Annotated in this window: 28 protein-coding genes and 1 tRNA gene; 7 read left to right on the top strand and 22 right to left on the bottom strand. The window is 44.6% G+C overall.

The window, feature by feature from the left end:
• Nucleotides 1-25 precede the first annotated feature (25 nt).
• The 6 genes from BP688_RS05795 to BP688_RS05770 all read right to left on the bottom strand — a co-directional run bounded on the left by BP688_RS05795 (nucleotide 26) and on the right by BP688_RS05770 (nucleotide 6,526).
• Nucleotides 26-1,948 carry a PAS domain S-box protein gene (locus BP688_RS05795; protein ID WP_290623858.1) on the bottom strand — a complete coding sequence of 641 codons (1,923 nt, stop codon included), beginning with the start codon at nucleotides 1,946-1,948 and terminating at the stop codon, nucleotides 26-28.
• A gap of 57 nt (nucleotides 1,949-2,005) precedes the next feature.
• On the bottom strand, nucleotides 2,006-3,022 hold the full coding sequence (cobT, locus tag BP688_RS05790; protein ID WP_290596709.1) for a nicotinate mononucleotide-dependent phosphoribosyltransferase CobT: 1,017 nt from the start codon (nucleotides 3,020-3,022) through the stop codon (nucleotides 2,006-2,008).
• A gap of 66 nt (nucleotides 3,023-3,088) precedes the next feature.
• On the bottom strand, nucleotides 3,089-4,162 hold the full coding sequence (locus BP688_RS05785) for an NAD(P)/FAD-dependent oxidoreductase (protein WP_290596708.1): 1,074 nt from the start codon (nucleotides 4,160-4,162) through the stop codon (nucleotides 3,089-3,091).
• Entirely contained in the window at nucleotides 4,159-4,440 is a 282-nt protein-coding gene (locus tag BP688_RS05780) for a (2Fe-2S)-binding protein (RefSeq protein WP_290596707.1), read from the bottom strand. The genes BP688_RS05785 and BP688_RS05780 overlap by 4 nt, the downstream gene beginning before the upstream one ends.
• 5 nt (nucleotides 4,441-4,445) lie before the next feature.
• Nucleotides 4,446-4,928 carry a 4Fe-4S dicluster domain-containing protein gene (locus BP688_RS05775; RefSeq protein ID WP_290596706.1) on the bottom strand — a complete coding sequence of 161 codons (483 nt, stop codon included), beginning with the start codon at nucleotides 4,926-4,928 and terminating at the stop codon, nucleotides 4,446-4,448.
• A complete protein-coding gene (locus BP688_RS05770) occupies nucleotides 4,925-6,526 on the bottom strand; it encodes an FAD-dependent oxidoreductase (RefSeq protein WP_290596705.1) in 1,602 nt (533 codons plus the stop codon). The genes BP688_RS05775 and BP688_RS05770 overlap by 4 nt, the downstream gene beginning before the upstream one ends.
• A 138-nt stretch (nucleotides 6,527-6,664) precedes the next feature.
• Between BP688_RS05770 and BP688_RS05765 the strand changes: the two genes are divergently transcribed.
• Together BP688_RS05765 and BP688_RS05760 are read left to right on the top strand one after the other, a co-directional pair.
• On the top strand, nucleotides 6,665-7,105 hold the full coding sequence (locus BP688_RS05765; protein WP_290596704.1) for a helical membrane plugin domain-containing protein: 441 nt from the start codon (nucleotides 6,665-6,667) through the stop codon (nucleotides 7,103-7,105).
• A gap of 199 nt (nucleotides 7,106-7,304) precedes the next feature.
• Complete coding sequence (locus BP688_RS05760) at nucleotides 7,305-7,490, top strand: hypothetical protein (RefSeq protein WP_290623856.1); 186 nt, start codon at nucleotides 7,305-7,307, stop codon at nucleotides 7,488-7,490.
• 18 nt (nucleotides 7,491-7,508) lie between these two features.
• Here the strand turns inward: BP688_RS05760 and BP688_RS05755 are convergent, their stop codons facing one another.
• From BP688_RS05755 to thiE, 14 genes are all read right to left on the bottom strand, one after another.
• Nucleotides 7,509-7,919 carry a type II toxin-antitoxin system VapC family toxin gene (locus BP688_RS05755; protein WP_290596703.1) on the bottom strand — a complete coding sequence of 137 codons (411 nt, stop codon included), beginning with the start codon at nucleotides 7,917-7,919 and terminating at the stop codon, nucleotides 7,509-7,511.
• Complete coding sequence (vapB, locus tag BP688_RS05750) at nucleotides 7,909-8,130, bottom strand: type II toxin-antitoxin system VapB family antitoxin (protein ID WP_290596702.1); 222 nt, start codon at nucleotides 8,128-8,130, stop codon at nucleotides 7,909-7,911. Before vapB ends, BP688_RS05755 begins: the two co-directional genes overlap by 11 nt.
• 30 nt (nucleotides 8,131-8,160) lie before the next feature.
• Nucleotides 8,161-8,457: a transcriptional regulator gene (locus BP688_RS05745; RefSeq protein WP_290596701.1), complete on the bottom strand. Its 297-nt coding sequence runs from the start codon at nucleotides 8,455-8,457 to the stop codon at nucleotides 8,161-8,163.
• 180 nt (nucleotides 8,458-8,637) lie between these two features.
• Nucleotides 8,638-8,712 (bottom strand) — tRNA-Ile (locus BP688_RS05740).
• Between the two features lie 43 nt (nucleotides 8,713-8,755).
• Complete coding sequence (locus BP688_RS05735) at nucleotides 8,756-9,457, bottom strand: pyrroline-5-carboxylate reductase family protein (RefSeq protein WP_290596700.1); 702 nt, start codon at nucleotides 9,455-9,457, stop codon at nucleotides 8,756-8,758.
• A gap of 31 nt (nucleotides 9,458-9,488) precedes the next feature.
• Nucleotides 9,489-10,754: a tRNA(Ile2) 2-agmatinylcytidine synthetase TiaS gene (tiaS, locus tag BP688_RS05730; protein ID WP_290596699.1), complete on the bottom strand. Its 1,266-nt coding sequence runs from the start codon at nucleotides 10,752-10,754 to the stop codon at nucleotides 9,489-9,491.
• Entirely contained in the window at nucleotides 10,732-11,322 is a 591-nt protein-coding gene (locus BP688_RS05725; protein WP_290596698.1) for a translin, read from the bottom strand. Before BP688_RS05725 ends, tiaS begins: the two co-directional genes overlap by 23 nt.
• Nucleotides 11,323-11,326: 4 nt before the next feature.
• Nucleotides 11,327-12,211: a 4-demethylwyosine synthase TYW1 gene (gene twy1 / locus BP688_RS05720; RefSeq protein WP_290596697.1), complete on the bottom strand. Its 885-nt coding sequence runs from the start codon at nucleotides 12,209-12,211 to the stop codon at nucleotides 11,327-11,329.
• Nucleotides 12,212-12,247: 36 nt separating this feature from the next.
• Nucleotides 12,248-13,117 carry an acyl-CoA dehydrogenase family protein gene (locus BP688_RS05715; protein ID WP_290596696.1) on the bottom strand — a complete coding sequence of 290 codons (870 nt, stop codon included), beginning with the start codon at nucleotides 13,115-13,117 and terminating at the stop codon, nucleotides 12,248-12,250.
• Complete coding sequence (locus BP688_RS05710; RefSeq protein WP_290623852.1) at nucleotides 13,104-15,074, bottom strand: GMC family oxidoreductase N-terminal domain-containing protein; 1,971 nt, start codon at nucleotides 15,072-15,074, stop codon at nucleotides 13,104-13,106. The genes BP688_RS05715 and BP688_RS05710 overlap by 14 nt, the downstream gene beginning before the upstream one ends.
• Nucleotides 15,075-15,083: 9 nt before the next feature.
• Nucleotides 15,084-15,494 (bottom strand): hypothetical protein, encoded by a 411-nt coding sequence (locus BP688_RS05705; RefSeq protein WP_290596694.1) that lies wholly within the window; start codon nucleotides 15,492-15,494, stop codon nucleotides 15,084-15,086.
• Between the two features lie 18 nt (nucleotides 15,495-15,512).
• Nucleotides 15,513-16,832 carry a phytoene desaturase family protein gene (locus BP688_RS05700; protein WP_290596693.1) on the bottom strand — a complete coding sequence of 440 codons (1,320 nt, stop codon included), beginning with the start codon at nucleotides 16,830-16,832 and terminating at the stop codon, nucleotides 15,513-15,515.
• Nucleotides 16,825-17,007: a hypothetical protein gene (locus BP688_RS05695; protein WP_290596692.1), complete on the bottom strand. Its 183-nt coding sequence runs from the start codon at nucleotides 17,005-17,007 to the stop codon at nucleotides 16,825-16,827. Before BP688_RS05695 ends, BP688_RS05700 begins: the two co-directional genes overlap by 8 nt.
• Before the next feature lie 58 nt (nucleotides 17,008-17,065).
• Nucleotides 17,066-17,680, bottom strand: coding sequence for a thiamine phosphate synthase (thiE, locus tag BP688_RS05690; protein WP_290596691.1), 615 nt, complete (start codon nucleotides 17,678-17,680; stop codon nucleotides 17,066-17,068).
• A gap of 36 nt (nucleotides 17,681-17,716) precedes the next feature.
• On the opposite strand from thiE, the gene BP688_RS05685 reads away from it, so the two are divergent.
• Together BP688_RS05685 and BP688_RS05680 are read left to right on the top strand one after the other, a co-directional pair.
• Complete coding sequence (locus BP688_RS05685) at nucleotides 17,717-18,541, top strand: class I SAM-dependent methyltransferase (RefSeq protein ID WP_290596690.1); 825 nt, start codon at nucleotides 17,717-17,719, stop codon at nucleotides 18,539-18,541.
• A gap of 31 nt (nucleotides 18,542-18,572) precedes the next feature.
• Nucleotides 18,573-20,387, top strand: coding sequence for a S16 family serine protease (locus BP688_RS05680; RefSeq protein ID WP_290596689.1), 1,815 nt, complete (start codon nucleotides 18,573-18,575; stop codon nucleotides 20,385-20,387).
• Here BP688_RS05680 and BP688_RS05675 read toward each other — a convergent pair.
• A complete protein-coding gene (locus BP688_RS05675) occupies nucleotides 20,350-21,564 on the bottom strand; it encodes a TIGR00297 family protein (RefSeq protein ID WP_290596688.1) in 1,215 nt (404 codons plus the stop codon). The two genes, BP688_RS05680 and BP688_RS05675, sit on opposite strands and share 38 nt — an antisense overlap.
• 41 nt (nucleotides 21,565-21,605) lie before the next feature.
• On the opposite strand from BP688_RS05675, the gene BP688_RS05670 reads away from it, so the two are divergent.
• Genes BP688_RS05670 through BP688_RS05660 form a run of 3 tightly spaced genes read left to right on the top strand, consistent with a single transcriptional unit; the run spans nucleotide 21,606 to nucleotide 23,018 of the window.
• Nucleotides 21,606-22,163, top strand: a complete 558-nt coding sequence (locus tag BP688_RS05670; protein WP_290596687.1) for an undecaprenyl diphosphate synthase family protein — start codon at nucleotides 21,606-21,608, stop codon at nucleotides 22,161-22,163.
• Nucleotides 22,153-22,620, top strand: a complete 468-nt coding sequence (locus BP688_RS05665; RefSeq protein WP_290596686.1) for a PUA domain-containing protein — start codon at nucleotides 22,153-22,155, stop codon at nucleotides 22,618-22,620. Before BP688_RS05670 ends, BP688_RS05665 begins: the two co-directional genes overlap by 11 nt.
• Entirely contained in the window at nucleotides 22,617-23,018 is a 402-nt protein-coding gene (locus tag BP688_RS05660; RefSeq protein WP_290596685.1) for a hypothetical protein, read from the top strand. The genes BP688_RS05665 and BP688_RS05660 overlap by 4 nt, the downstream gene beginning before the upstream one ends.
• On the opposite strand, the gene ppsA is transcribed toward BP688_RS05660, so the two are convergent.
• The gene (gene ppsA, locus BP688_RS05655; RefSeq protein WP_290596684.1) at nucleotides 23,009-25,270 is read right to left on the bottom strand and encodes a pyruvate, water dikinase; all 2,262 of its coding nucleotides are present in this window, start codon (nucleotides 25,268-25,270) and stop codon (nucleotides 23,009-23,011) included. The two genes, BP688_RS05660 and ppsA, sit on opposite strands and share 10 nt — an antisense overlap.
• Between the last annotated feature and the right edge of the window lie 82 nt (nucleotides 25,271-25,352).

The raw sequence follows: 25,352 nt of genomic DNA, 5'->3' as shown, positions 1-25,352 counted from the left end.
AAATTTCGTAATTGCTTACTGCAGACTACTTAAGCTTTTCCCCTTTGAGAATAAAGTACGTCAGAGTTTCCTGCAATCTCAGATCGTCAAGTATCCCCTTGATTCTCTCAACCTGCTTTTCAATTTCTTTGAGCGCCCTCTCACAACCTATATCATCCTTTATCTCAATAAAACCTGAAATTATGGCTACAGGGTTTCTGAGCCTGTCTGCAAGGTCCTCAAACTGTTCGAGATTGTCAAGGAGCAAGTTGATGGCTATTTTTCTATCTCTTTCAGCCCTGTAAGATGTTATGGCAAAGCCAAGATTCTCACCAAGCTCCTCGAATATTTTGATTTCATCGTTGCTTAACTCTCCTACCGAACATAGAACCAACACACCAAAAACGTGGCTGTTGTGCACGATCGGTATTGCAAGGCTTTTTCCAGTGTTCAAGGGACACAAGCATTCTTCATATTTCAGCAAACCGTCTCTTGCCCTCTCAGCGAGAGTGCATTCGGGTGCAAGCGGTGTTGCTTTGAGAATTTTATCTTTTTCAAGAACCCAAGCCCACGAATTTATGTTCCTAATCCTTGAGAAAACTCTACAAACCTTTGAAAGAAGAGCATATTCATCCTTCTCCCTGAAGATTAGTTCGTTTATCTCGCTTATGGTTTTCAGCAGGTCGTTGGTCTTTTTGAGCTCTCTTTCTGTCCTCAGTCTGTCGGTTATGTCTCTCAAAACTCCTTCGGCACCTACCACCTCTCCTTCCCTGAAAACAGGCCACTCAACGACCTCAAAAACCCTCTCATCTCCATTCTTGCATCTTGCTCTGAATGTAAACCTTACACTTTCTCCGTTCAGAACTTTCCTGAAGTTCTCTCTTAAGACATCTAAGTCCTCTTCAAATGCAATTCTTCTCGAGGTGTGTCCTATCAGCTCCGAGTGGTTATATCCCAGAATCTCGGCGTATCTCGGGTTCACATCAATAAATCTTCCCTTTCTGTCTATTATGAAGAACATATCTTTTGCTTCTCTGAAGAACCTCTCGTACATCGTGAGCTTTTCTTGCGACCTCATTTCGTCAGTCCGGTCTATCAGCATACCCATTACTGCCGGTTTACCCCTGAACATCACTCTGGTGGCAATTGCGTCGACGTACTTCACCTCACCAAACTTCGTTATCAATCTGAACCTGTAAGGGACATCAACGTGCTCCCCCCTAATTCTGCGGAGGTAGTTGTTGATTATTGTCTCTCTGTCCTCTGGATGGACAATATCGAACGGGTTCATCTCGTAAAGTTCATCCACGCTATACCCGCTTAGAACACTTGTATCATTGAGAAAAACGAATTTACCATCTTGAATTATATAAACTACTGTAAATGTCTGGTTTGCCAATCCGAGGAAGAGATTCTCTAATTCCTTTCTTCTTGTTATTTCTGCCACACCACACAGTATTATAGGTTGCCCATGATAGTAGCTTTTAGTTGCGAGCACTTCTACAAACAACTCCTTTCCGCTTTTCTTACGAATTTTAAGTTCCTCCTTTATAATCTCATTTGCATTCAACGATTTCTCGTAAAGCTCTTGTATTTTATCCCGATACTCATCTGTGGCAAGCTCCCTGAAATCCATCAGATATAAATCCTTCTTTGAATATCCTGTGAATTTTTCGACGATTTTGTTTGCATATATTATTTTTCCATCCTGTATAACAACAACACCGAATGGGAAGTCATCAATTAGGTGATGTAGCGATTCTGGTAGCAACACAATGATGTATCCGTCATCTACTTTTATTTTTGATGCTGTAAAAATTTCACCATTTAGTTTTGCTTTGAACACACTTCCTGAACCATCAACTTCAAAGACTTCATCAAACCTCTTACCCTTTATACCCGATGGCAAACCCTGCAATGATACGATTTTACCTTTTGGATTTACTTTGAGCATCATTACGTGTGGCATTATAGAAAATTAAAAAATCGTCCCTACTTATATTTTTTGGTAATTGATCATGTTACATTAAGATTGCAGGATGATGCATTTGTAGTCTTTTTCCACTTCTTCGAGAAATCTTTCAGGTTCAATACCCTTCACGTATGACAGCAACGTCAAACCTCCAGCCCCTACACCCTCTTTGACGAATCCGTGATCGTAGGCTCTCAGCCCCCCGTATCTGGACTTTCCGAGCATCGGATCAGCTGTGACAACAGGGAATGGAGACAATGAGAGGTCTGCGTTACCGTCAGATGCTACATATTTTGTCGTTGCAACTACTGCTTCAACTTCACCCATTTTTACAATCAGATTTGCAATTGCAACCATCTGGGTTCCACCTGCAAGCACGACTGGTTTCTCAGAACCGAGGGCTATACCAATAACCCCAAGCATAACCGGGTCACCGACAGCGGACAGTATCTCAATTGGATCGTCGTTGTTGACTCTTTCCACAGCTTTTTCAACGACTTTCTTCTTAAGATTGATTGGATTTTCCGGCATGCTGGATGAAACGGCAGGTTCGAAGCCCAACGCCTTCAAAACAGCTGCTGCAGTCGTCGTGCCTGCGGGTATACTCTCTCCGACAATCAGCACATCTGCGACCTTAGACACATTCCTGCCAACAACTCTTGCCCTGTTTATAACTTCTTCCACTTTTTGGATGTCCATTGCCCTTTCTTCTGCTATATTTCCACCCACTGGAGCATTAATATCAACGAAAGGAATCTTGGGTTTCACCATCAGACCTGAGTTTACAACGAAAAATGGGGTGTCAGTTAGCCTTAAAGCCGTATAGGATATCAGAGCAGGAGTTGGCTTCCCATCCGGTGTTGCGGGCACACCATCAATAGACAGGCATTTGCCATAGTAAAGTAATTCAGCATCTGCTGGAGGAGTGTATTTAATGAGTTCAGGATTTGCTCCAGCCACTGTTATTCCCGGCACTTCCGCGGTTTTTGTGTTCCCTATTACAAGCAAATAAACGGTTTTACCCTTCAACGTCTCCAAAATATTACTGTCTCCCTTTATGAATTTGTACATGAGGGAAAAAGAAGAGAACGACAAATAAACTGTTCTTTTGTTATACAATTGTATTACACTAAAAAATTAGGGTTTGAAGTATTCGAGGATTTTACTCTTCCCCTTCAGGATGTACTCAGCTAAGGCTTCTCCTGCTGCTGGTGCAGTGGACATCCCGTTTCTACCGAAGCCGTTGAGTTGAATGAATCCTTTAACCTTGGTAGGGCCTATGACAGGCAAACCGTCCCTTCCCAAATCGTAAACACCAGCCCACTGTCTAAGAATGGACATTCCTCTAAGCTTTGGAACCAGCTCAACCACTCTTTTGGCATACTTTGTGAGGAAATCAAGACTCGACTTCACGTTGATGTTATTCGTTTCATTCCCTAATATTCCACCAACGATCTCTCCTCTCATGGACTGGCTTATATAGACGTTTGTTGAAACATCGAGGATGTAAGGGTCGAGATAAGGCTTCAAACTTTCAGTAACGCAAATTTCCTCTTTGAATATTTTGTTGTTCAGCTCAACTCCAGCTTGCCTGCTTATTTCGTTGCTCCATGCTCCAGCAGCGTTTATAACATAATCTGCCCTGTGCAGTTCGTCGTCAACTCTCACTCCAACTACCTCGTTTCCCTTAACTTCCACGCTCACCGGTGTGTAGTCGTATACCTTTACCCCCAGTTCTTTGCACCCTTTCGCTAATCCCCACACGACTGGCCAAGGGAAGACCACACCACCATCGGCAAAGTAGCTTGCGATGCTGAAAGCATTCTCATTTATGTCGGGAAAGAGGCTTTTAACAAAGTCGGGATCAACTATTTTGACGTTAACACCCGCCCTCTTCTGAATCTCAACTTCGTCCTTCAAGACATTTGCCACCTCGTCATTTGCAATCTTTACGTATCCATCTCTCCTCAGCAGAAAGTTGAATCCGATCTCTGATTGCAGCGTGTTGTATAGCTCAAGACTTCGCAATGCAAGTTTGATTAACGCCTCATTTCTGAACTGTGCGGTTAATCCACCTGAGTTTCTTCCGCTTGCTCCGTAAAGCAGGTATTTTTGTTCAAAGACGCTTACTTCAGCACCGTTTTTTGCAAGAAAATAGGCGGCTGAAAGTCCCGCTACTCCCCCACCAATTACGGCGACCTTTATCGTCATTCCCCATCACCCTTTTCTGCAGCAGCCAGAATATATAGAGGTACGGGATTGACGGGTTGTCTTTGGGTCGTTACACCTATTTCGTCAACACTTTTGCCAGTTTTCTGGCTTAAAATTCTCAGTAAGTGCATTAAACATCCTTTGCCCTGACATGGACCTGTAGTAGCTCCGGTAAACCTTTTCAGGCTTTCAAGATCATCATATCCAAGTTCAATGGCGTGAATTATTTCCTCTTCGGTTAAATCCTCACATCTGCAAACAACTTTTCTGTCTTTCATACCCTTCACCCCGTTGGTCTGATAGCTCTCACCTCAAAGATCAGGTCAGCGTCAACTTCGACCCTTACGAGTGATGTATTATCATTCCTTTCAGGAGGTAGAACCCAGTTCACAACGCCTTCTCCAATTTCTTCTCCTTTTCTGTTGTATAACTTGACTCTGTCTCCTTTTTTGAGCCATGGGATAAACTCGTACTGAAGTGTCACTTCTCCCTTTCCGTCCTCCTTTAGTTTCAACATGAAAATTGCAAGACCCGGACAAACTCTGATGCATTTCATACAGCCCGTGCATTTTTCGTAATCAACCTCTGGCGGATCGTTTATGTTGTCCATTTTTACGGCATCAGCCGGGCAGGATTCATAGCAGGGGCTGCATGGGATTGGCTGAGGACACTCGATATACGCAACTGCCTTCTTTTTCAGCCTTTCCTCGCTGGGGAAGGGTGGAAGTTCATCCTTTTCGAGATAACCCCTCTCAAGATACTTCATAAGCTCACCTCGCTTTCGAGAATGCATTTTTCGAGGCCGCAGACTATTCTCTCACCGAACGGTCCAGCTCTGAACTCCTCAATGTCTCGAACAGCCTCTTCAAGCTCATTCTTAGCCTCTTCTCCGCCGTAACCAAGGGTTACCGCTGCATGCACCCCAGCTATTCTCCCTTCCATGATCGCTGCTGTCGCCTCCTCAATTCCAGCCACGTCACCAGCAACGTAAAGACCTTTAACGCTGGTCTCATTGTACCTCGATCTCAGCGGAACCATCCCACCGAGTTCCGGTACGAACTTCATCTTACAGCCAGCCTGATACAGCAACTCGTGGGTTGGTGAAAGTCCTACTGCAACACAGATGAAGTCGCAATCAATCTTCTTCTCTGTCCCCGGAATTGGTTGCCATCTATCGTCAAGCTGGGCAATTACTGCACCTTCAACGCTCTTTTTACCTATGGCCTTAAGTATTGTGTGTCTAACGTAGATCGGCACTCCGAGCCTTCTGACCTTGGCAGCATGGACGAAATAACCACCAATTCGAGGCATTGCCTCAACAATCGCTGCAACACTAACACCAGCCTGCATAAGCTGATATGTAAGGATAAGACCAACATTACCGGAACCAACAATCAATCCTTTCTTGCCCGGCATTATGCCATATACGTTCATCAGCGTCTGAACTCCTCCTGCTCCATAAACACCCGGAAGATCATTGTTCTCGAATATCAGCGTTCTTTCATAAGCTCCTGTAGCAACAACGATTTTCTTAGCCTTTATCTTTAGAAGTTTTCCTTCGTCATTAAATCTCTGGTACGCACCAGCCACTCCATTATATATGCCGAAAACCCTCGTCTCCTTCCTTATATCAACATTCTCCAGTTTGCTGAGCTCATCTTCAAGGATGTTAGCAATTTTTATACCCCTCGTTCCTGCTCTTTCCTTAGCAGAACCGAAAAACCTGTGGGTCTGTTTTACAAGCTGACCGCCGAGAAACGGATTCTCATCAACAAGTAAAACTTTTGCACCGTATTTAGCAGCGTGAATCGCAGCAGACATTCCACCTGGTCCACCACCCACAACAAGAACATCGGTTTCAATTTCCTCATAATCTGCCTTACCTTGAAAAACAGCCTTGGGTGGGTTTCCAAAACCTGTAAACTTTCTCATCCTCTTGACCATGAACTCTCTTGCTCTCCTTGATTTTGTGAACTTAGTGTAGTGGCTTCCGTGTGGAAACATGGTGTCTATGACATCGTCAAGTATCGAGAACATGTCCTTTTCTGCATCAGGCAAACCGCTCTGTGTTCTTACTTGCATTCCATCTCTAACATAAACTTTGCAGGTTCTGACGTTCGGTATTCCGTCAACTTCCATCATGCACGCGGAACATTTTCCTATGGCGCAGAAAAAGCCGCGAGGGCGGTGCCATCTGAAGGATCTGCTGAAAACCCTTACACCAGCAGCATAAAGCGCAGCTGCAACGGTCTCTCCCTCGTAGGCTTTTATGGGTTTGCCATTAAAATATATCGTTACTTCTTTTCCCCTCCTGAACTCAACAATTGGGTGCTCTTGTAGTCTGCCATCCTCAGTTCTTACCATTTGTTTCACCCCTTAGAAAGACTATTTTGGAATTGTAGAGTATGTGGCTTATTTAAACTTTCCTAAGTTTACTATCAAGATTATTTGTGACTAATAACAAAAACCAAAAATTTATTTAGTTGAAATTTTAAAAAAGCCTTGGGTGATCCAATGATCGCAGACTACGAATCCAAAGCTGCGGAAATTCTGACAAAAATGATGGAAAAGCTCGCAGAGAATGGGGATGCAATTCTATCCGCTATGGACAAGCTCGTGTATCTTGAGAAGAGTGGTATTTTGGATGAGCTTGTGATGCTTTCAGAAATCGTTCTTGGAATAAGAAAGATTCCTGACGAGTTCATGGATGTTGATGTGCAGGAAGTTGTGAGCAGGAATCTGGAGCTGCTACTCTCTCTCGCTCTTTCAGTTGATGATGAGGTAATTCAGCTTGTTGAGAAACTTTTAGATGCCCTTAAAAAAGTAAAAGATTTCGAACCAGTTGGCCTTACTGGCTCTCTTAAGGCAATAAGAGACCCAGATGTCCAGAAATCTCTTGGATTCCTATTAGCTTTCGCGAAAAACCTTGGAAGAGACATTTAATCGAGAAAATGAGGGTTACATAACAAGACTACAAAATAAAATCTTTTATCAAGATGCTAACAAGCCGGAATTCGTCGTAGGTAAAGCTTCCTGGCTTGTTGATGCCGTTAGAGAGTTCAATTAGCTGTAGGAATCCTTAGAATGGTTGTAGATTGGTCATTCTGCGTCACAATGATGGGTTTACCTCAAGTTCAGTGCAGTGTATCTCAGGCTGAAAAAAGGGGAAGTTTCATCTAAGCCCTTAGCTGACAACATCGTTGTTGGTCTGGACGAGAGGGGAGGTTGTAGAATAAAGGTTCTGCTGAAACCTGAAAGCAAGGGCTTGCTCGGCATCAAGGCAGAGAGTGGCAGGGAGGAGAAAGAAGATGTTGTGGTGAAGGGCTGAATTATGAACGAGCTACTCCTATCTCACAAGAATGACGTTGTCTATCTTTCTGGCAAGCTCTCTGTCTGCTGTGGCAAGAGGTGCATCGCATCTTTCGGATGCAGCAACGAAAAGAGCATCGTATGCGGTAATTCTCTTTTCAACGGCTATTTTGAATGCGAGATCGTAGAGTTCTGCAGAGGTGACGATCTGACATACAAAGGTTACGAACTCGATGCACGCACTCAGCCCCTCTTCCACGATGTCTGCAGGCTCTTCTTCAAAAACAGCCTTCTTCCACGCAATATTCGTGATTTCTGCTATTGCGAGGTCGAGGGTGTAGAGGATTTCGAACTCCTCCAGAATTTTCTCCGCCTTAGAAGCTACGTCGTCCTCTCTAAAGAAAACGGCTGCAATAACACTGGAATCGAGAACAACCTTATCTGGCATCCCGGTCCTCTCTTATCATCTCCGAGATATTTGAGTTCTTCATCTTGTTTCTCAACTCCCTCGCCTCTGCGAGCAACCTCCTCTTTGCCTCTTCGCGAACTCTCTCGATTATCATCTTCCGTATCTCTTCCTGCCAGTTCACGTCCTTCATCTTCTCCATCGCTTTGCGGATTTCCTTTGGTATCCGTACACTATAGGTTGTTGTAGACATATTATGTAAACATAGTGAAAGAAGTATATATTACTTGCCGTCCGAGTATCTCTCGATCTCCTCAAGCTTCTGCAGGACGAAGCGGCCGAAGCCCGTCAGAACGTATGCTTTCGAGCCCTTTGGTGAGTCTTTCAGTAGAACTGGTTCGACAAGACCGAGTTCGATAAACTCGTTCATACGATTGGTAAGTGATTTGTTGTCTCCCTTGGCGACTTCTCGCAGCTCAGACCACCTCTTTGGATGCTTGAGTGACTTCAAGACCTCCAAACCTTTAGCTTTGGCTATGGATTCCAAAAGGTCTCTCAGTTGCACCTTCTGGTTGTTCATTGCACCAAAGGGTGAATAGATTACTCAAAAGTTTTTAGAGAAATATAGAACTTTTGATATGCTTTTTGCACTAAGTAGAATATATAAGGTTGGGACACCGTTTCAGCCCGTTTGATCAGGTAGCTAAGAACTTCAATAGAAGACGAATCGAAGTGTGGAGGCTACGAACCCATGTTGGTATGGGCCCGGAGGGATTCGAACCCTCGACCGCCCGGTTATGAGCCGGGCGCTCTGACCTGGCTAAGCTACGGGCCCTTGTCTATATCCAGTCACATCCTGAGTTTATTTGCTTTTTGGTCTATATCACTCTTGCCTTTGAAGATGCAGCAGACAAGGCCTCTATCAGTGCCCTTTGTGCCTCGCCAACCCTGATAACACCTTCAATCGTCGTTCCAGCAGGGGTTGCTATCTTTCTAAGCATGCCCTCAAGTCCAAGCCTTTCGTAGAGTTCCGCCGTTGCCTTAAAAGATGATACAGCTACCTTCAGAGATTTCGTATAATTAACACCATCTCTAATCGCTGAAAGTATGAAAGCGTGCAGTAAATAAGCCAAAATTGACGGAGAACTTCCAAGATAAGCTGTCATAACGTCAAGCTCACTTTCGTTGCTGCATTCGATAAACTCTGTATCCAGAAACGATATGTGCTGAAACGTCTCGGCAGGCCAATAGGCGACAAGCGATATGGCTATGTTCGTCATCGCCCTGAAGGGATTTTTTATGTGTCTTCTCATCTCATCCAGCTTAACACCGGCAGCAAAGCTCACTACTGGCCTTTCCTCTGCTACTCTGCCAATTCTTTCAAGCTCCCTTCTGAAAACGTCAGGTTTCAAAGCCACTAAAATGACGTCACAGTCCCTAACCCCCTCCATCCGATCTGTAACCTCTATTCCCTCCATTTCCACAACTTTCCTTTTGACCGCAACAACTTCAGCCCTCTTCGAAGCGTTTTTTGCTAATGCCATACCCAGATTGCCAGCTCCTATAACCCCAACTCTCATAAAATCCGTAGCGAGTTATTAGAATAAAATTTTACCTGAAAATGTGTCTCTTTCCGACTCCCATCCTAATAAGAGGTTTTGAAAGATGTCGCCTCGCAGATGGGGGCACCTCGTAAAATCCGGGTTCAATGTTTCTTGCCATCTTCTCCATGACCTTCTCTTTCGCAGTGGTTTTACATTTCCTGCACCTGAATCCTTGACTTCTTCCGGCAGACTCCATTCTCTTCCCGCAAATCGGACAGATCGGATTCTTTTCAACGTAAATCTCAGCAACTTCAACAACCCTCAGCTTTTCCAAGTTTATCGTGTCCTTCTTCATCGAGCCGTAGACCTCGACAATATCGCCGGGCCTCAGCAGTCTGACGATGTTGCGGAACTGCTTTGTCGGTTCGAAAGCTGCACACTTTATCTCTCCGAACTTGGTCTCAATTTTGAAGAAAACATGACCACCTTCAATATCGTAGGGCTCCTCCACCACCCTTCCCTTTATCCGGTAGGAGTGGTAGTTCTCAATCCTCTCTATGTTTTCGTTAACGTCAATCAGGTGCATGTCCGTTGCATGGTTCGTTATGAAAATCATCCTCTTGTCCACAGGCTCTGTTTTGACCATTGACATTGCTTTATGCAGAGTCTCAACATTCTCTCCCCTAAGTCCGTAGAGAACCGGGCAAGGGGTGTTGGGGACGCAAACAACGGCATCGTTGCACCAGTCTACATTGTCGAAAGTCTCGGGATAAAGCTCAAAGTCCATGTCAAAGAAGCTCTCCTTGTCATACTCTCTCTCAGTCCCGAATCTTTCTGGACACCTGTAGGCAATCAGCTCAAGCGTGAAGTCGTTTAATTCCGCTCCAACTGCGGCAAGGGCACCGATAAGCCCTCTACCCTTTTTGTATTTCAGGTGGGGGATAAAGTGCTTTCCGATGATAAACAGAGCCTCATCGAGCATCACAACATCCTTTATAGCCTTCTCTGCAAACCCTCTCAGCTTCACTGCAAGTTCTTCTTCAACGAATACAGCACCCGGATTGGTATTGTCGTCCTCAAGCATGGCATGTTCAAGAATCACATCGTTGACAACCTCAATAAGCTCACCCCTGTTTTCAGTCTCCACCAGTAAGCTTACTGCCCCATTACCTCTCGTTTTGTAGGGAATTGTGGGGTTCAGTCTTACAAGTCTCGGAAAACCTATAACCCTCCCCACCTCTCCCTCTATCCTCTCCATTATAAGAACTGCAAGGTAGGTTGTGCACATTCCCTTGTTGCTGTCCGTATCGTCAATCCCCACCCAGACTTTCATTTAATCTCGCTACCCTCGCTGCGATATAATCTGATTTCGTCCTCTCAATTCCACTCCTTGCAATGTCCAGCTTCCTTCTTAATCCCGGAAGGAGTTTGTCGGGAAAGGAGGTGAATGAAATAAGCTCGTTGTAAATGTCTTCCATGAGTTTCATAAGCCTCTCTGCATCTTCAAATCTGCCTTTAACCAGCTTACTAAGAGCATACCTTCTGAGCTCTCCGACAAGATCGGCAAGGCCAGTTATAAAGGCGGAAGGTTCAACTTCCAGATTAATCGAAAAGCTGAACTCCCCTCTAACTGCCCTGTGAAAGGCAAAAGCTTCAACAAGCTCCTGCATCGCGTCGTGGGTGAGGGTATGATAGATTTCAGGGAACTCTCTAAATTCTCTGATCTCCTCCAGAACTTTCAATGCATTGTTTAGGTATTTTTCCGCTTCTTCTATCTCTCCAGCGTGAATCAAAGCCACTGCCTTTGTGGAGTGAATCCTCATATCCCTTAAAAGCTTCAAAAGCTCCTCTCTTGCAATTTCAAGTTCTTTAAGCCTCTTTCTGCATTCCTCGATATCCATCCTCTCACCCCAGCAAAACAACTCTGCTCGGTTCGGATTCGCTCACGACTTCATATCCTGTCTCCTTGGAAAGTTTAGTAGCGAAATTAACAATATCAGCATGTTCCGGCATATTCTCATACCGGAGCCTCAGCCTTGAATAGCCCAGATACATGTAGGCTTTTGCCTCAACAAAATCGGGTTCAGCCCTGTTTATCAACTTTGCATAGTTCTTCACAGCCCTATCGTCCATATTGTAGCCTTTAATCAGCGTCAGTCTTACTACAGTCCTGCTATCGCTTTGCCTCATCACGCCAAGACTTTTTGTTATCCTTTCCCAGTTGCTTCCGGACGGGCGGTTGAGTGTGATGTGGCTCTCCTCGTCGAAGGCTGTTAGGCTGATGTAAAGCTGTGTAGGGCTGACCTTTTCCAGTACATCCGGCATTGTACCGTTTGTCACAAGAAACGTCGTAAATCCCCTCTGCATATATCCCTCGATCAGCTCTGGAAGGTGGGGATAGAGCGTTGGCTCGCCTATCAGGCTTATGGCTACCTGATTCGGCTTATACGCCTCCTCAAGCTTTTTCCTGTTCACACCAGCAGTTCCGTGAAAACCGCTCAGTAAGCGGTGCTGAGCCTTTATACTCTCCTCCACGATAAAATCTGGATCGTCCCACCCTTTGAAACCCTTTAGCAGCTCAAGTGGACGCCAGCAGTAAATGCAGTTCTGGTTGCACATAAGGGCGGGAGTCATCTGAAGACAGCGGTGGCTGCTAATCCCGTAAAACTTCTGCTTGTAGCAAACCCCTTCATCCTTCAACGACTTCTTCAGCCACAGGCAAGTCTTCACGGCTGAATGTCTTCCCACAATCTGGTATCCTTTGAGTTCGCTGAGCAGCTTTTCGTTCATCGTAAGGAGTGGGATGAACCGTTATTTAAATTTGGCTCACTCAGGAAAGTGAGTGTGAAATCGGTATGTGAAAGGGAAGTAGAGTTCAGAGTTTTTAAGGTCGTAGATCGAGGAGCCCTTTGGATTTCTATGCTTTAACTCCGCAATGTATCTGAAAATTTCGACTTTGAAGTCTTCCTTGTAGCTGTAAAACCCTTCTTGAAGCAGGATGGATTCGTCTGCGGCAATAACTGCGGTGCAGGCAGCCTTCCACAACGCCATCTCCGGGAAAGGTTTACTGTTGTCTGACTTAAAAAGGGATGCTGCGTGATACACCATGAGTTTTGAAGCTTCAATTTCCGCCGAAATCTCTCCGAGCTTTTCGAAGCAGTGACAGTAATTGAGGTCCTCGTATCCCGCTTTCTCCCTTTCCCTTAAATAGCCCAATGCAGTTTTGAGGGCATACTTGGCGGTGCCAACACATCGTGCGGCAAGAAGGAGGTTTAGAAGGGGTCGGATATCAGACTCCGCAGTGTCAACAACTCTATCAACCCTAAGCTCTATCAATTCAGGAGTGTAATACTTCTCTTCAGCAAAAAAGATTGACGCCTCGGAATTGTCCACCTTAATGTATTTATCATAGGTAAAATCTGTAATGAGTCTTTCCTGATGGATTGCGAGGGAGGCAAATTCACCAAAAATATGCTGGGAAATTGTGAAGTAAAGCATAGGAACGCCAAAAGTCGGTTTTACCGAAAAAATACCTTCAAATACAGCTGAAGCCTCGGTAGCGGAGAGGTCTTCTAAATTAAAGTATCCCAGTTCAAAGCCCTTCTTCCACGCTTTCAGCATATCTTTATCACACTCTTTCTCGGCAAATTCACTGCAAGCCTTCACTATGTCCCCAACCTCATCAGAGTGCATCATTCACCTCCGATATGTGTTCAGCAGTCCTCGTTGCGAAGGCCATAATTGAAATCATTGGGTTAACTCCAACACAGTCTGGAAAAATGCTCGCATCCGCAATATACATGTTTTCAAAGTCGTGTGAGCGACAATATGAATCTACGACACCATTATATGGTTCAGCACTCATTCTGCATGTTCCCTGAGGATGGTATGCTGACCAGATTAACATGTTTGGGTGCAAACGTCCAATTTCTTCCAGCCTGCTCAGGTCGTCCTGCTTTACAATTGGGAAATTTAGAAGGGGGGTGACAACTTTCTCTGCTCCAGCAGCAAAATATATCCTGCACGTCTCGACAAGTCCTTTCATCGCCTTCTGCACATCCTTCACCCCGAATTTATACTGCACAATGGGTGTTTTCCCTACAAGTGGTAGGAACTCGGGCAGAGCCAGCACTCTTCCCTTCGAATCATCCTCCCCAATCATAACTCCAACCATTGATGCTTTTCTGTAGTTCAAAAAGAGCTCTGAAAGCTCCTTTCCGGCAAGCCAGTTTCCTGCCATTGCGAGGGCTGGGGGTGCAAAGGTTGTCTCCAAAATTATCCCTTCATCTGCAAACTCCTTAACAGCCAAGCTCTGAGACATTCCCTCCCAGCCGTTCAGAATTTCGTCAAAAATTCCCATGACGGCGATGGCTGGATGAATCCTCAGATTTTTGCCAACCATACCGCTCGAATTCGCAATTCCATTTTTCAGCAACAGGTAGGGCGTGTGGATTGCTCCGGCTGCAAGAACGAGAATTTTGAACTCAGCTACAAATCTCCCAACTACCTGCCCTTCTCTGTTTAGAATTTCGCCACCTACCTTCGTTATTCTTTTACCTCTGAACTCCAGCCATTTAGCCCTGAAGCCAGTATAGAATTTCGCCCCGTTTTGAGTCGCTAAGGGGATGTAGCTGATGTGCATTGCCTTTTTTGCATCAATAGGACAGCAAAATTCACACAATCCCAATCCTTCACATCCGGAAGTGTTCTTGTAGAGCGGAAAGTAGCTGTAACCAAGTTTCTCGGCTCCAGCAGCTACTTTCATCGCTGCCTTACCTATGAGATTGACCGATACTGGATGGACGTTCAGAGTTCTTTCTACTTTCCTAAAGTACTTTTCCATTGTTTTCGGGTCAACCCCTTCGAGATTAAAATCGCTGCTCCATCTCTCAAGCACTTCGTCTGGCGTTCTAAAGCACGTTCCTTCGTTAACCACCGTCGTTCCACCGAGAGCAACTCCAGTTGGGAGCAGGACAGATGGTTGACCCAAGCCTATGGGGGAAACTGTGAACGTCATTCCGGCATCTCTGTATAGTTCTGGGGTGACACTCAGCATATCCCCTCCAAGTTTATCACATTCGGGCATGAAACCCTCTTCGATAACAGCTACATCAAAACCCTGTTCAGCAAGCTCCTTTGCAACTACCGCCCCACCAGCTCCCGAGCCTATAACGAGGACATCGCAGCGTATTTTGAAGTTCCGGCTTACTTGATGTCCTTCGATTATATTCTCTGTCACGAGATCGGGCGAGGGGACTTTTTTGCTACCAGTATTTACAGAATATCCAATCGCCTTCTCCACTTCTTTTTTCGAAGCATAGAGGGCAACTGCAAACAGTTTTATAACAATAAAGACCATACGGAAAACAAAGAATCTGCTCCTCCTCAGTCCCTCAAGCAGCATGTATCTCTCATTAATGTCTAAAGAGGTGAAAAAAGCTGGCTTTTTCAGCTTGAAAACTCTAAGAATTGGGAGAAGCTGTAGAAAGATCAGACTGATATTGATCATAAGTCGAACGTGTGGCGGCATTCTTCTAAGAAACTTCTCAACCCTCTCATCAACTTCCACGCTATATTCTGGTAGATTATCATCTGATGGAATCAGAGCCTCACCTGCCTTCTTCAAAACCCTCAGTCTCTTTTCGCTTATCATGTCAGCTCCCTACCTCACTCTGCTCTTCCAAATCCAGATATAAAGACCGATAAAGACTAAAGCAAGCGGCAAGTCGGTGAAGGCTATCACGAGGCTGTAAAATCCTCCTCCATTCAGGAAGAATGTCAAAGCTGCTGCTGACGATGAAATCTTAGCGATGAAGAGAACAAACAGAAACCGCCAGTAGATGGTGACATTGGTGGCTATCAGCACTGCCAGAAAGGCTATGGTCATCATGTATGCAAAGGTTAGACTCCTCCAGAAATTAATTTCCTCCCCTCTTTCGATTTTCAGCACTTTTCCAGTTTCTGAAATAACATTTCCAAGATTTTTGGGGAAGAGAAGGAAGTAGAACCCGGCAAGGAGGAAGATAATAAAGGAGAGCCAGCAAACAGTCTTTGCCACTCTAAACTCAATCATGAGCTATGCCACATTTAATCAATACTTAAATTTTTCCAAATACTTTTCTATCTTCTCCGCACACTCCAACGCAGACCTGAACGCTATGTCACCCCCATTACCTTCGGCTCTCGTTGTATCACCGACGAAGAATAGATTTTCGATAGTCGGACATAGGTAGTCAGGTCTTTCAAAATATGTCTGACCGGGCTTTGGAATCGCCCCGTCCACGACTTTAAGATATAGCACTCTCTCCCACTCCGTTTTATCCAGAATTCCCGGAAACATTTCTTCAAGCATTTCTCTCATCTCTTCAAGCTTTCTGTCAAGATAGCTCCTGTCATCCATCTTCTCATAGGGAAGTGGGTAGTAGAAGGTAGCAAGCTGCTTACCTTCTGGAGCAGTTTCAGTGTAAATATTGGAGGTGAAGTGACCCATAATAACTGGCTGGAGCGTGAGGATAACAGAGTCTATATTCGAAACCTTCTCCTTCAAGGCCAGATCAATTGATATCCCTGAGGTAGGCTCAAGGCTCTCAACCTTCTCAACAAAGGATTCTGGCAGTAGACGCCTGTCCACAATGCCGCAAATTCGTTGTAGGGGGAAGGCAATAACAACCACTCTCGCATCTATAAATTCATCACCAACAACGATCCCTTCAGCAACATTTCCGTTAACTTCAACCTTCTTAACTTCAGAATTCAGCCTTATTTCACTACCATTCTCGACGATTTTTTTCTTAAGGCTGTCTATTATATACTTCCATCCACCAACTGGATAACCCCCAGTATATTTGCTCTTCACAGCTTTCTGGGCAAAGGTTACAGCCTCGCATAGCGAGGCTTTTTTCATGTCGGGACAGACTATCCCCGACCCAATGAGCGCTGATACAAGCCTGTAAATGTCTTCTCTTTCCGTAATATCCTTTATGAACTCGTGTACGGTGACATCCACGACATCTCTTGGGTTCAGTCTGAGTAATTTGATCATCAGTCTCAGCAGTGTCAATCTTGCCCTAAATGGGACGAGTTTTGTTGTGAGAAAGCCAATTGCACCTTTCGGGACTCTGTAAAAACCATTGGAGTAAACGATAGCGTTCGAGGAGTGGAACTCTATCGGTATGCCCAGTTTACTGAAAAGCTCAGCCACAACTCCTTCGTCGGCAAATCTGCATGTATGGATTCCGTAGTCCAGAATAAATCCGTCCCTTTCCACAACCCTTGCTCTACCACCGAGAATCTTCGATTTTTCGAAAACAGCAACACTGTATTTATCTGAAAGCAAAGCGGCAAGAGATAAACCTGCGATTCCTCCTCCTACGATTGCTACGTCCAGAATTCTCTCACCCCGCTCATCCACGCATGAAGTAGTAATATGTGGCTACAACACCTACAAGCGCAACAGCGGCATCACCCGAATTCTGAGAAATTACGCTTGTCATAAGGTAGAGGGGTGCGAATAGCAGGACTGGTATGAAGGAAACGACTTCCAAGAGAATTAAAGGTAGCAGTAGGGGTATTAGGATGCCTATCATTGTATTAGAAATCTCGTATTCCCATATTTAATATTTACTGAGCTGATGATGATTGTAATTACATATAATAATCATCACATAACTCAACAAGTGTTCTCGCAGCCCCAACAACATTTTTCTTTCCGGCAATTGCTGATACTACAGCGATTCCTGCAGCACCACATTTTAACACGTCAATCGCATTGCTTTCGTTTATTCCACCTATACCTATGACAGGGATTCTAACGGCACTTACAATCTCTTGCAATCCGTCAATCCCTATTGGAGTTTTTGCATCCTCTTTGGTCACCGTTCTAAAAACAGGGCCAACACCAAGATAGTCTGCATACTTTTCTGCTCCCCTCGCTTCCTCGACAGTATGGGCGGAAACGCCAACTACACCATCAAAAAAGTCCCTTATAGCCTTTGCAGGAAGGTCACTCTGCCCAACGTGGACACCATCTGCATATGATGCAATTGCAATATCAACTCTGTCATTTATTATGAGCAAAGCATCATAGTCGTAGGTCAACTTTCTCAGTCTTTTTGCTGTTTCATAAACTTCTCTCGCAGGTAATTTTTTTTCTCTAAGCTGTATTGTTCTCACACCCCCCTTTAAAGCCTTCTCTGCAAGCTCCTCGTGCTTGCCGAATCTTGAGTCGGTTATGAAGTAAACCCGCATTTTCTCCAGCATCGCAACATTTTTTGTTTGAGAGGCTAAAAAGGCTACGTGTCTTTAAGGGAGTTGCTGAAGGACAAGCTAAGCGAGGAGGAAATTAAGCTTGTAAGAAGGAGCTTTGAGATAATCGGTGATGTAGTGGTCATTGAAATTCCTGATGAGATCATGCACCGTAAGGATGATATTATTGCTGCGATACTGAAAAGGCACAAACATGTCAAAACTGTGTTGAGAAAGGTTGGGGAAGTTAATGGAGTTTACAGAATTGCAAGATATGAACTTGTCTATGGGGAAAAGACTGAAACCATTGTTAAGGAGCACGGATGCAGATTTGTAGTTGACCCAACCAAAGCCTACTATTCAGTCAAGTTGTCAGGAGAGAGGGAGAGGATTGCGAAGCTTGTGAGGGAGGGAGAGAAGGTTCTTGTGATGTTCGCTGGTGTCGGGCCTTATCCGATAGTAATTGCAAGGCTCGCAAAGCCGAGAGAGGTTATAGGGGTTGAACTGAACCCGATAGCAGTTAAGTATTTCAGGCAGAATGTGAAGCTGAACAAAGTTCAGAATGTCGTAAAGGTTCTTGAAGGTGACGTAAACGAAATTGTCCCCAAACTTTCGGGAAAATTCGACCGCGTTCTAATGCCTGCTCCCTATTCAGCTGAGAAGTTCATACCTCTGCTGAAGGACAAAGTTGAGAAAGGTAGCTTTATCCACTACTACTCTTTCGAGAGTGAGAATGAAGAGGAAAGGTTGCCGGATAAAATATCGGATAAATTTGCGGAACACGGGATAAAGGTAGAGGTGCTGAAACTGAAAAAATGTGGAAACTTTGCTCCCTACGTCAGCAGATATGTTGCAGACATCGAAGTTGTTGGGTAAAATTTTAATTTCGAGCTAATTAACTCGGTTTATGAAAAAAACTCTGATCCTGCTGTTCATCGTGTTTTTACTTATCCAGCCAGTACATGCTCAGTTTGAACATGCACAGAGGGCAGATATCAAGGCTGTTGCCGTAACAAGTGGCGAAAATCCCACTGGTGTTGTAATAAATATCAGTGTCATTGTCACACCCGGAGACGGAAAGGTTTTCGTCTCGACAACCCCCTACACCGAAATTGACATGCAGGGAAGTGCACAGCTTGCCGCTCTAACAGCCTGCGATTTACTGGGGATGGACTTCACAAAATACGACTTCTTCTATATTATTGAGGCTGAGGCACCAATCGTTGGTGGACCCTCTGCAGGGGGTGTGATGACTGTAGCTACTGTAGCTGCACTCAAAGGTCTCAAAATCCGCGATGATGTTTACATGACTGGAATGATTTACCCTGACGGTTTCATTGGGCCAGTAGGTGGGCTAAAATATAAGCTCGAAGCTGCTGCATCTCATGGCGGAAAAATTTTCTTGATACCTGAAGGGCAGAGGATTACCTATGTAGAAGAGACCAAGGTTAGGAGAGTAGGTATTATCAGCATAGTTACCCCTGAATACAAGAAAATAGACCTCGTGGAGTATGGCAAGTCCTTGGGCGTAGATGTTTATGAGGTTAGAACTCTTAACGACGCGCTGAAGTTCTTCACGGGCTATGAAGTTAAAAAACCACAAGGTGAGTTCAGTATCAAGGCTTACTCCAATATTCTGAAAAAGCTCGCAGAAAAGATGAAAGAGTCTGTCGAACCACTTAGAAAAGCTGTTAAGAGTGGCAAGGCTGAGGAACTAATTGAAAAAGCAGAAGAACGCTACAGTGAAGGGAAATACTACACTGCCACAAGTCTTTACTTCCAGTCGAAAATAATCCTTAGGTATGAGCTTTATAAGAAAAACATAGTTACCGCACAGCAATTCGATAACGAGGTTGAAAGCATCAAAAATGAAATAGATTCTCTCAAGGGCTACCTTGGCAATGAGCAAATCGGCGTAAACTCACTTCAGGTTATTGCCGCTGCACAGGAGAGGATAGCAGAGGCAGAGAACCTGCTTGAGAAGGCAAAGACTGCTAATACAGATGATGAGGCTTTGCAGTATCTTGCTTACGCTAAGGAGAGAGTTGAGAGTGCAAAGGTGTGGCTCTCTATTCTTTCCGAACTGAAGAACGACTACGAGATTTCACCACAGGAGATTGAAAAAAGGGCGGAGTTCTACATAACCCAAGCTGGTTCGATACTCGTTTACGCATCATCACTGAATGGTGAACAGACATTGCTGAATGACGCTTATGAATCGCTTGAAACCGCTAAAAGACTGCTCTCTGATGGCTTGTATGCAGGAGCTGCAGTGATGGCTATAAACTCTATTACTGACGCGAGCCTTTCAATTGAAGTCAAATATGGGGAAGTCAACGATAAGGTGGAGAGTGCAAAAGAAGCTGCCAACTCTGCGATTTCTGAGGCAGAGCAAGTGGTTTTTCCTGTGCTTCCTGCAGCCTACTATGAGTTTGCCGAGAGTATGGAAAACAAGTACGCCAAGCTTATGTACTACAAGCTATCAGAAAGGCTGGCAAAGCTGCTGACTAATATGGCAAAATCAGGTGGAGAAAGAGAGCTTAAGCATGTCGAATTCAATCCTTACACCTACTACACTCCAAAAAAGAAATCAAGAATTGAGCAGGTTATAGAAACGCCGGGATTTGAGGTAGTCTACGGCATAGTGGCTATTTCTACGATTGCAGCTTTGAGCAGAAGGAAGGTTAAGAGGGGAACTGAAAAAGAAGGAGGAAACAAATAACACCGGCAAGAAAGGTTGCAAGAAAATTGACCCCTGAATTTGTCAAATACCCTTTTTCTTCAAGCGTTGCACCAAGAATACTGTCAATGTGAACGCCGATAAAGGCTGAAATTGCAGCAATAATTGCAGCATAAATGCCAATAATCCCCATTAGGAAGGAAAGCACAGTTGTGAGAAAGGATGTGGCTAAAGCTGATATTTCGCCTTTGAACGATACCCCACCACTGACACCTGGTTCAACTTTGTGAAAGTTTGTGATAAGGTAAACATTGTTTTCTGCTTTACCAACTTCACTCGCTGTTGTGTCTGCCAGCGCTGCCGCAACCGATGCGACAAAGGCGGCTGCAAAAAATTGGTTATGGGTAACACCATACTGTATCGCGAAAAAGAGGGGTGCAAGACTGTTTCCAAATACGTTTGTATAACCTCTTGCACCCCCAGCCTGTTCAGCTATCCCTCTACTCTGTTTTATCTCGTAGCGATATTTCGTGAATGCAGAGCCAAGGGTGTAGAAAAGGAGCAGAACAGCAAAGAATCTGAAGTCCGTAAAGAGGATTAGCGTGGTTCCTACAAGAGTAGCACTCATCAAACCAGATTCATCTGCAACTCCTGTATAGAGGGCAAGAAGACTCAAGAGAAAGGATGCGAAAAAAGCTAAGCTGAGGTCAAATATTGATGCTGAAGGGACGTATATTCTGAATATCGTGAATACGGTGGAGAGGGCTATCATCAGTGTAAACCTCTTATCTGCGTCGGTCTCAACACTCTCCACCAGAGATGCTGTGAGTCCGCCTGCAAGAGCTATAAAAAAGGTCTGAGCTGTGTTGAAATGCAAATCTGTCAGGAGATAGAAGGCAAGAAAGTAGAAGAGGGACGCAGAGGTGTAGGCAGCGATATTCCAGATTGCGTCCCTTCTCAGCTCATGTACAAAAATCAGGAAAATTGACGTATACACGACATCCCTCGGAATAGCAAAACATGCAAGAAGGGAAAGGAAGGTGGCAAGTAGATATGCGTTGAAATACGAATCTTCGTTACTTGGGTTTCTAATTGAGAGTTTCAGGCTCCCTTTATTAGAATAGATCAGAGTAGCGATGGCAAAGGTGGCAAAGGCTAACCGGGGATCGAGTTTGATTGAAATTAGTGCTATCACTGAAAGAGTGATTGCTGGAAGCATTGGGAAAAGTTAAGTAATACATGCATTTAAACTTTGATGGAATGCTGCTGAAAATCTACGAAAAATTACTGGAAAGGGAGATAGAGAAAGTTCCGAAGCATATCGTCGTTATCAGCAACCACCTCGGTGAGGGGTTTCTAAAATTTATCAATTGGTGTAGAAGGTTTGGAGTTGAGGAAATTACTGTTTGCTCCCATAATGAGATCAACAGAGATTTCATTAAAGGTTTTAGAGTTAGAATAATTGAAAACGAGCTTGTGAAAGAAAGTGAAGGTGAGCCACCAACAGTTAACATTATTGCTGGCTATACAGGACATGAGGAAATTCTGAATACCATTAAAAAACTTGCCGAGATGGTGATAGCTGGAGAGTTAAAGCCGGAAGATGTTGACGAGAAAACATTCGAAAGGTTTCTGGCTGTGAAAACACCGCCGGACATAATAATCAAAGCTGGAAATGAAGTTCCTGAATTTATGATATGGCAGGGGATTTACAGCGAGCTCTATTTTGCAGATGTGGACTGGGATAATTTCAGGTATGTTGACTTTTTGCGAATTCTGAGAGAGTATCAGAGGAGGGAGAGGAGATATGGTAGATGACATCAATCTGAGGAGTGTTAGGGTTATAGCAGACTACCAGTTCGGCAATGGCGCGGGTAGGGTTTTGTTCCCCGACACCTGCACCTTTATTCTTTCCACAACAGGTCGAGTTAGGCAGGTTGTAGACGATGGTAGGAGAATTGCGACGCTGAAAGCTGATTCAGGATGGTTTACGTTGAGCATTGAAGGGGCAAAGAGACTACATGCTTTTTTAGCCTATCCAAAGATGAGGGTGGTTGTGATGGATGAGGTTTCGGAGTTCATCGCTTCGGGAAAGAGTGTTTTCGCCAAGCATGTTGTGGAGGTGGATGAAGACATAAGAGCGAATGATGAGGTTATAGTTGTCAATACAAAGGATGAATTGCTCGCCACGGGTAGAGCGATACTCTCAGCTTTCGAGATGCTTGAGATGGAGAGAGGAGTGGCTGTAAAAGTCAGGCAGGGTGTTAAGAAATGATTAGGGTTGATAGGAAAAACATGATTCTTTCAGTAAAATCGGGAAGCGTGGTGACAAAAAATCTAAGGTTTGATGGTTTGGTCGTGGCTGGTATCAACTGCAGCTTTCTGGGTAGCATTGAGGCAAGGGAAGTAAATCTCGGAAAAGGATGCGTTGTTGGTGGGAGAATAAAGGCTGAGGAAGTTACACTTGGAGCCTACACTTCGTTTAGTGAGATTTACGCTGATGATGTGGTTCTTCTCTCGGGCTGCAGGGGAAACAGGATAGTGGCAAATGCTGATGTGAGGGTGGCTAAAAACTGCGTTGTAGGGGAGATTCTCGCAGGAAACAGGCTTTTGATAGAGGGAAACTCCAGAATAGGAAAAATGGAGGCAAGAAAAATTATTGCCTACGGCTGAAACCCTCTTATTTTGTCGAGTATTATCTTTCTCTCGACTCTCGCAACAACTTCCCTGATTTTTTGCACCGCATCTGGATTGGCTGAAACGCTGTCAATCCCGAATTCAACAAGCTTCTCGACAACATGCGGGTAGCTTCCTGCCTGCCCGCAGATTGAGCTCTTAACCCCGTGCTTCTTACATATTCTTATAGTTCTCTCGATAAGTTTCATAACGGCAGGATGGGTTTCGTCATAGAGATAAGCGACGTTTTCATTGTTTCTGTCAACTGCGAGGGTGTACTGAGTCAAGTCGTTCGTTCCGAGGCTTACGAAGTCTATTCCTTCATTAATTAAGTCTTCGATGATCATCGCAGCAGCAGGCGTTTCAACCATAATGCCGAACTCTATCCTATCCAGAGGCAACCCCTCACTGATCGCAATCTCTTTCGCCCTCCTAACTTCCGACGGAGAGGTTATGAGGGGTAGCATAATTCCGATATTGGTGTAGCCTTCATCAACCAGCTTCTTTATCGCCCTCATCTCCGCTCTTAGATGTTCCTCCTCTACCAGATCACGCCTGATCCCTCTGAAACCGAGCATCGGATTGGCCTCGATTGGCTCATCTTCTCCACCCTCCATAGCTCTGAATTCATCCGTAGGAGCATCAAGCGTCCTAATCCAGACAGGTTTTGGATAGAATGCCTTAACTACCTTCCTCATTTCCTGGTAGAGTAGATCAACATACTTGTCCATCTCCCCATCTTTTATATATTTCATCGGGTGTTTCTCAAGTCCGAGAACCATGTGCTCAATTCTGAACAGCCCCACACCATCAGCATTTGTTTCTTTGGCAACTCTCTCTGCAACATCCGGAATCGAGATGTTTACCTTGACCTCTGTGGCTGTTATTATCGGAGCTGACGCAACTACGGGCCTCGGCTCCTCCTTCTTTTCTATTCTGCCCTCATAAATGATTCCTTTCTCTCCATCAACCGTGACTATCATTCCATCCTTAAGAACCTTTGTAGCTTCTTTGGTTCCAACAATCGCTGGCACTCCAAGTTCCCTTGAAACTATCGCAGCATGGCAAGTCATCCCTCCCTCATCTGTGACGATTGCAGCAGCCCTCTTCATTGCTGGAACCATGTCGGGAGTAGTCATAGTTGTGACCAGAATATCGCCCTCTTCAACTTTCGAAATTTCCTTTTCGCTGAAAATGACTTTAACTTTGCCTGAGGCTATGCCCGGCGAAGCACCGAGCCCTTTTAGGAGAATTCTACCTTCAACTTCCTCAGAAGTGTCCACGATATCTTTACTCTCTTTTATCGTCGTTACAGGTCTCGACTGAACAATGTAGATTTTACCCTTCTCTGTTGCCCATTCCACATCCTGTGGTTTACCGTAATGCTCCTCAATAAGTTCCCCAAGGGTAACAAGCCTTTCTATCTCCTCATCACTGAGAACCCTTTCATTGGCCTTCTGTGGGTCAAGCTCCACCTTAACAGTTTTTCCATCCTGCTTTGTCAGCATGAACTTTTTCTCTCCAATCTTCACTTCCTCAAGTCTCCTTGCAATTCTGTCATAAACATAGGTATCAGGAGTTACAAGACCGCTAACAATCGCCTCTCCAAGTCCAAAAATAGCTTCAATAATGCATTTCTTCTCCCCTGTAACTGGATGGGAAGTGAACATAACACCGCTTTTCTCACTGTTTACCATTTTCTGAACAACAACGGCTATACTAACATCCTCGTGTCTAAAACCCTTCTGGATTCGGTAGTATATCGCCCTCGGTGTGAAAAGGCTACCCCAGCACTCCTTTACCTTCTTAACGACTTCATCCTCACCAGCAATGTTTAGATAAGTTTCTTGCTGTCCAGCAAAGCTGGCATCAGGCAGGTCTTCGGCTGTAGCTGAGCTTCTTACGGCAACGTAAACGAGTTCTCCTTCATCTTCGCAAAGCTTTCTGTATGCTTCCCTTATCTCTCTTTCGATATCTTCTGGGATTTTTGCGCCTTCAATAATGCTTCTAATCTCCTTTGATACCCTCTCAAGCTTTTCAGTATCCTCAACGTCGAGGTTTTCAAGAAGCGAGTAAATTTTCTTGGCTATGCCTGTTTTTTGGATAAAGTCTCTAAAGGTTCTCGCATCGACAACGAATCCGTCAGGAACTGGAATTTCAGCTCTTAACAACTCGCCAAGATTAGCGCCCTTACCACCAACGATGGGGATATCATTTTTATCAATATCTGCCAACCAGAGTACTGGCATTCAACCACCTCGTTCTGAGTCGGCTGAGGTTTTAAAAAATTTACCGCAAAGGATTTATTTCTCCTCTTGCAGAGGGAGAGAT

Origin of the sequence: Archaeoglobus sp. UBA230 (assembly GCA_002507545.1) — an archaeon.
Lineage (GTDB): Archaea > Halobacteriota > Archaeoglobi > Archaeoglobales > Archaeoglobaceae > Archaeoglobus.
This window is presented reverse-complemented; position numbering and strand designations above follow the sequence as displayed.

Excerpts from the sequence above, each read along its gene's own strand:
- BP688_RS05795 (WP_290623858.1), bottom strand. The coding sequence starts at position 1,948 with ATGCCACACGTAATGATGCTCAAAGTAAATCCAAAAGGTAAAATCGTA.
- BP688_RS05710 (WP_290623852.1), bottom strand. The coding sequence starts at position 15,074 with ATGATAAGCGAAAAGAGACTGAGGGTTTTGAAGAAGGCAGGTGAGGCT.
- BP688_RS05665 (WP_290596686.1), top strand. The coding sequence starts at position 22,153 with ATGGTAGATGACATCAATCTGAGGAGTGTTAGGGTTATAGCAGACTAC.
- BP688_RS05695 (WP_290596692.1), bottom strand. The coding sequence starts at position 17,007 with ATGATAGGCATCCTAATACCCCTACTGCTACCTTTAATTCTCTTGGAA.
- tiaS (WP_290596699.1), bottom strand. The coding sequence starts at position 10,754 with ATGAAAGTCTGGGTGGGGATTGACGATACGGACAGCAACAAGGGAATG.
- BP688_RS05705 (WP_290596694.1), bottom strand. The coding sequence starts at position 15,494 with ATGATTGAGTTTAGAGTGGCAAAGACTGTTTGCTGGCTCTCCTTTATT.
- thiE (WP_290596691.1), bottom strand. The coding sequence starts at position 17,680 with ATGCTGGAGAAAATGCGGGTTTACTTCATAACCGACTCAAGATTCGGC.
- BP688_RS05785 (WP_290596708.1), bottom strand. The coding sequence starts at position 4,162 with ATGACGATAAAGGTCGCCGTAATTGGTGGGGGAGTAGCGGGACTTTCA.
- BP688_RS05680 (WP_290596689.1), top strand. The coding sequence starts at position 18,573 with ATGAAAAAAACTCTGATCCTGCTGTTCATCGTGTTTTTACTTATCCAG.
- BP688_RS05745 (WP_290596701.1), bottom strand. The coding sequence starts at position 8,457 with ATGAACAACCAGAAGGTGCAACTGAGAGACCTTTTGGAATCCATAGCC.
- BP688_RS05735 (WP_290596700.1), bottom strand. The coding sequence starts at position 9,457 with ATGAGAGTTGGGGTTATAGGAGCTGGCAATCTGGGTATGGCATTAGCA.
- cobT (WP_290596709.1), bottom strand. The coding sequence starts at position 3,022 with ATGTACAAATTCATAAAGGGAGACAGTAATATTTTGGAGACGTTGAAG.
- BP688_RS05675 (WP_290596688.1), bottom strand. The coding sequence starts at position 21,564 with ATGCTTCCAGCAATCACTCTTTCAGTGATAGCACTAATTTCAATCAAA.
- BP688_RS05770 (WP_290596705.1), bottom strand. The coding sequence starts at position 6,526 with ATGGTAAGAACTGAGGATGGCAGACTACAAGAGCACCCAATTGTTGAG.
- BP688_RS05715 (WP_290596696.1), bottom strand. The coding sequence starts at position 13,117 with ATGATGCACTCTGATGAGGTTGGGGACATAGTGAAGGCTTGCAGTGAA.
- BP688_RS05670 (WP_290596687.1), top strand. The coding sequence starts at position 21,606 with ATGCTGCTGAAAATCTACGAAAAATTACTGGAAAGGGAGATAGAGAAA.
- twy1 (WP_290596697.1), bottom strand. The coding sequence starts at position 12,211 with ATGAACGAAAAGCTGCTCAGCGAACTCAAAGGATACCAGATTGTGGGA.
- BP688_RS05660 (WP_290596685.1), top strand. The coding sequence starts at position 22,617 with ATGATTAGGGTTGATAGGAAAAACATGATTCTTTCAGTAAAATCGGGA.
- BP688_RS05780 (WP_290596707.1), bottom strand. The coding sequence starts at position 4,440 with ATGAAAGACAGAAAAGTTGTTTGCAGATGTGAGGATTTAACCGAAGAG.
- BP688_RS05755 (WP_290596703.1), bottom strand. The coding sequence starts at position 7,919 with ATGCCAGATAAGGTTGTTCTCGATTCCAGTGTTATTGCAGCCGTTTTC.
- BP688_RS05775 (WP_290596706.1), bottom strand. The coding sequence starts at position 4,928 with ATGAAGTATCTTGAGAGGGGTTATCTCGAAAAGGATGAACTTCCACCC.
- ppsA (WP_290596684.1), bottom strand. The coding sequence starts at position 25,270 with ATGCCAGTACTCTGGTTGGCAGATATTGATAAAAATGATATCCCCATC.
- vapB (WP_290596702.1), bottom strand. The coding sequence starts at position 8,130 with ATGTCTACAACAACCTATAGTGTACGGATACCAAAGGAAATCCGCAAA.
- BP688_RS05725 (WP_290596698.1), bottom strand. The coding sequence starts at position 11,322 with ATGGATATCGAGGAATGCAGAAAGAGGCTTAAAGAACTTGAAATTGCA.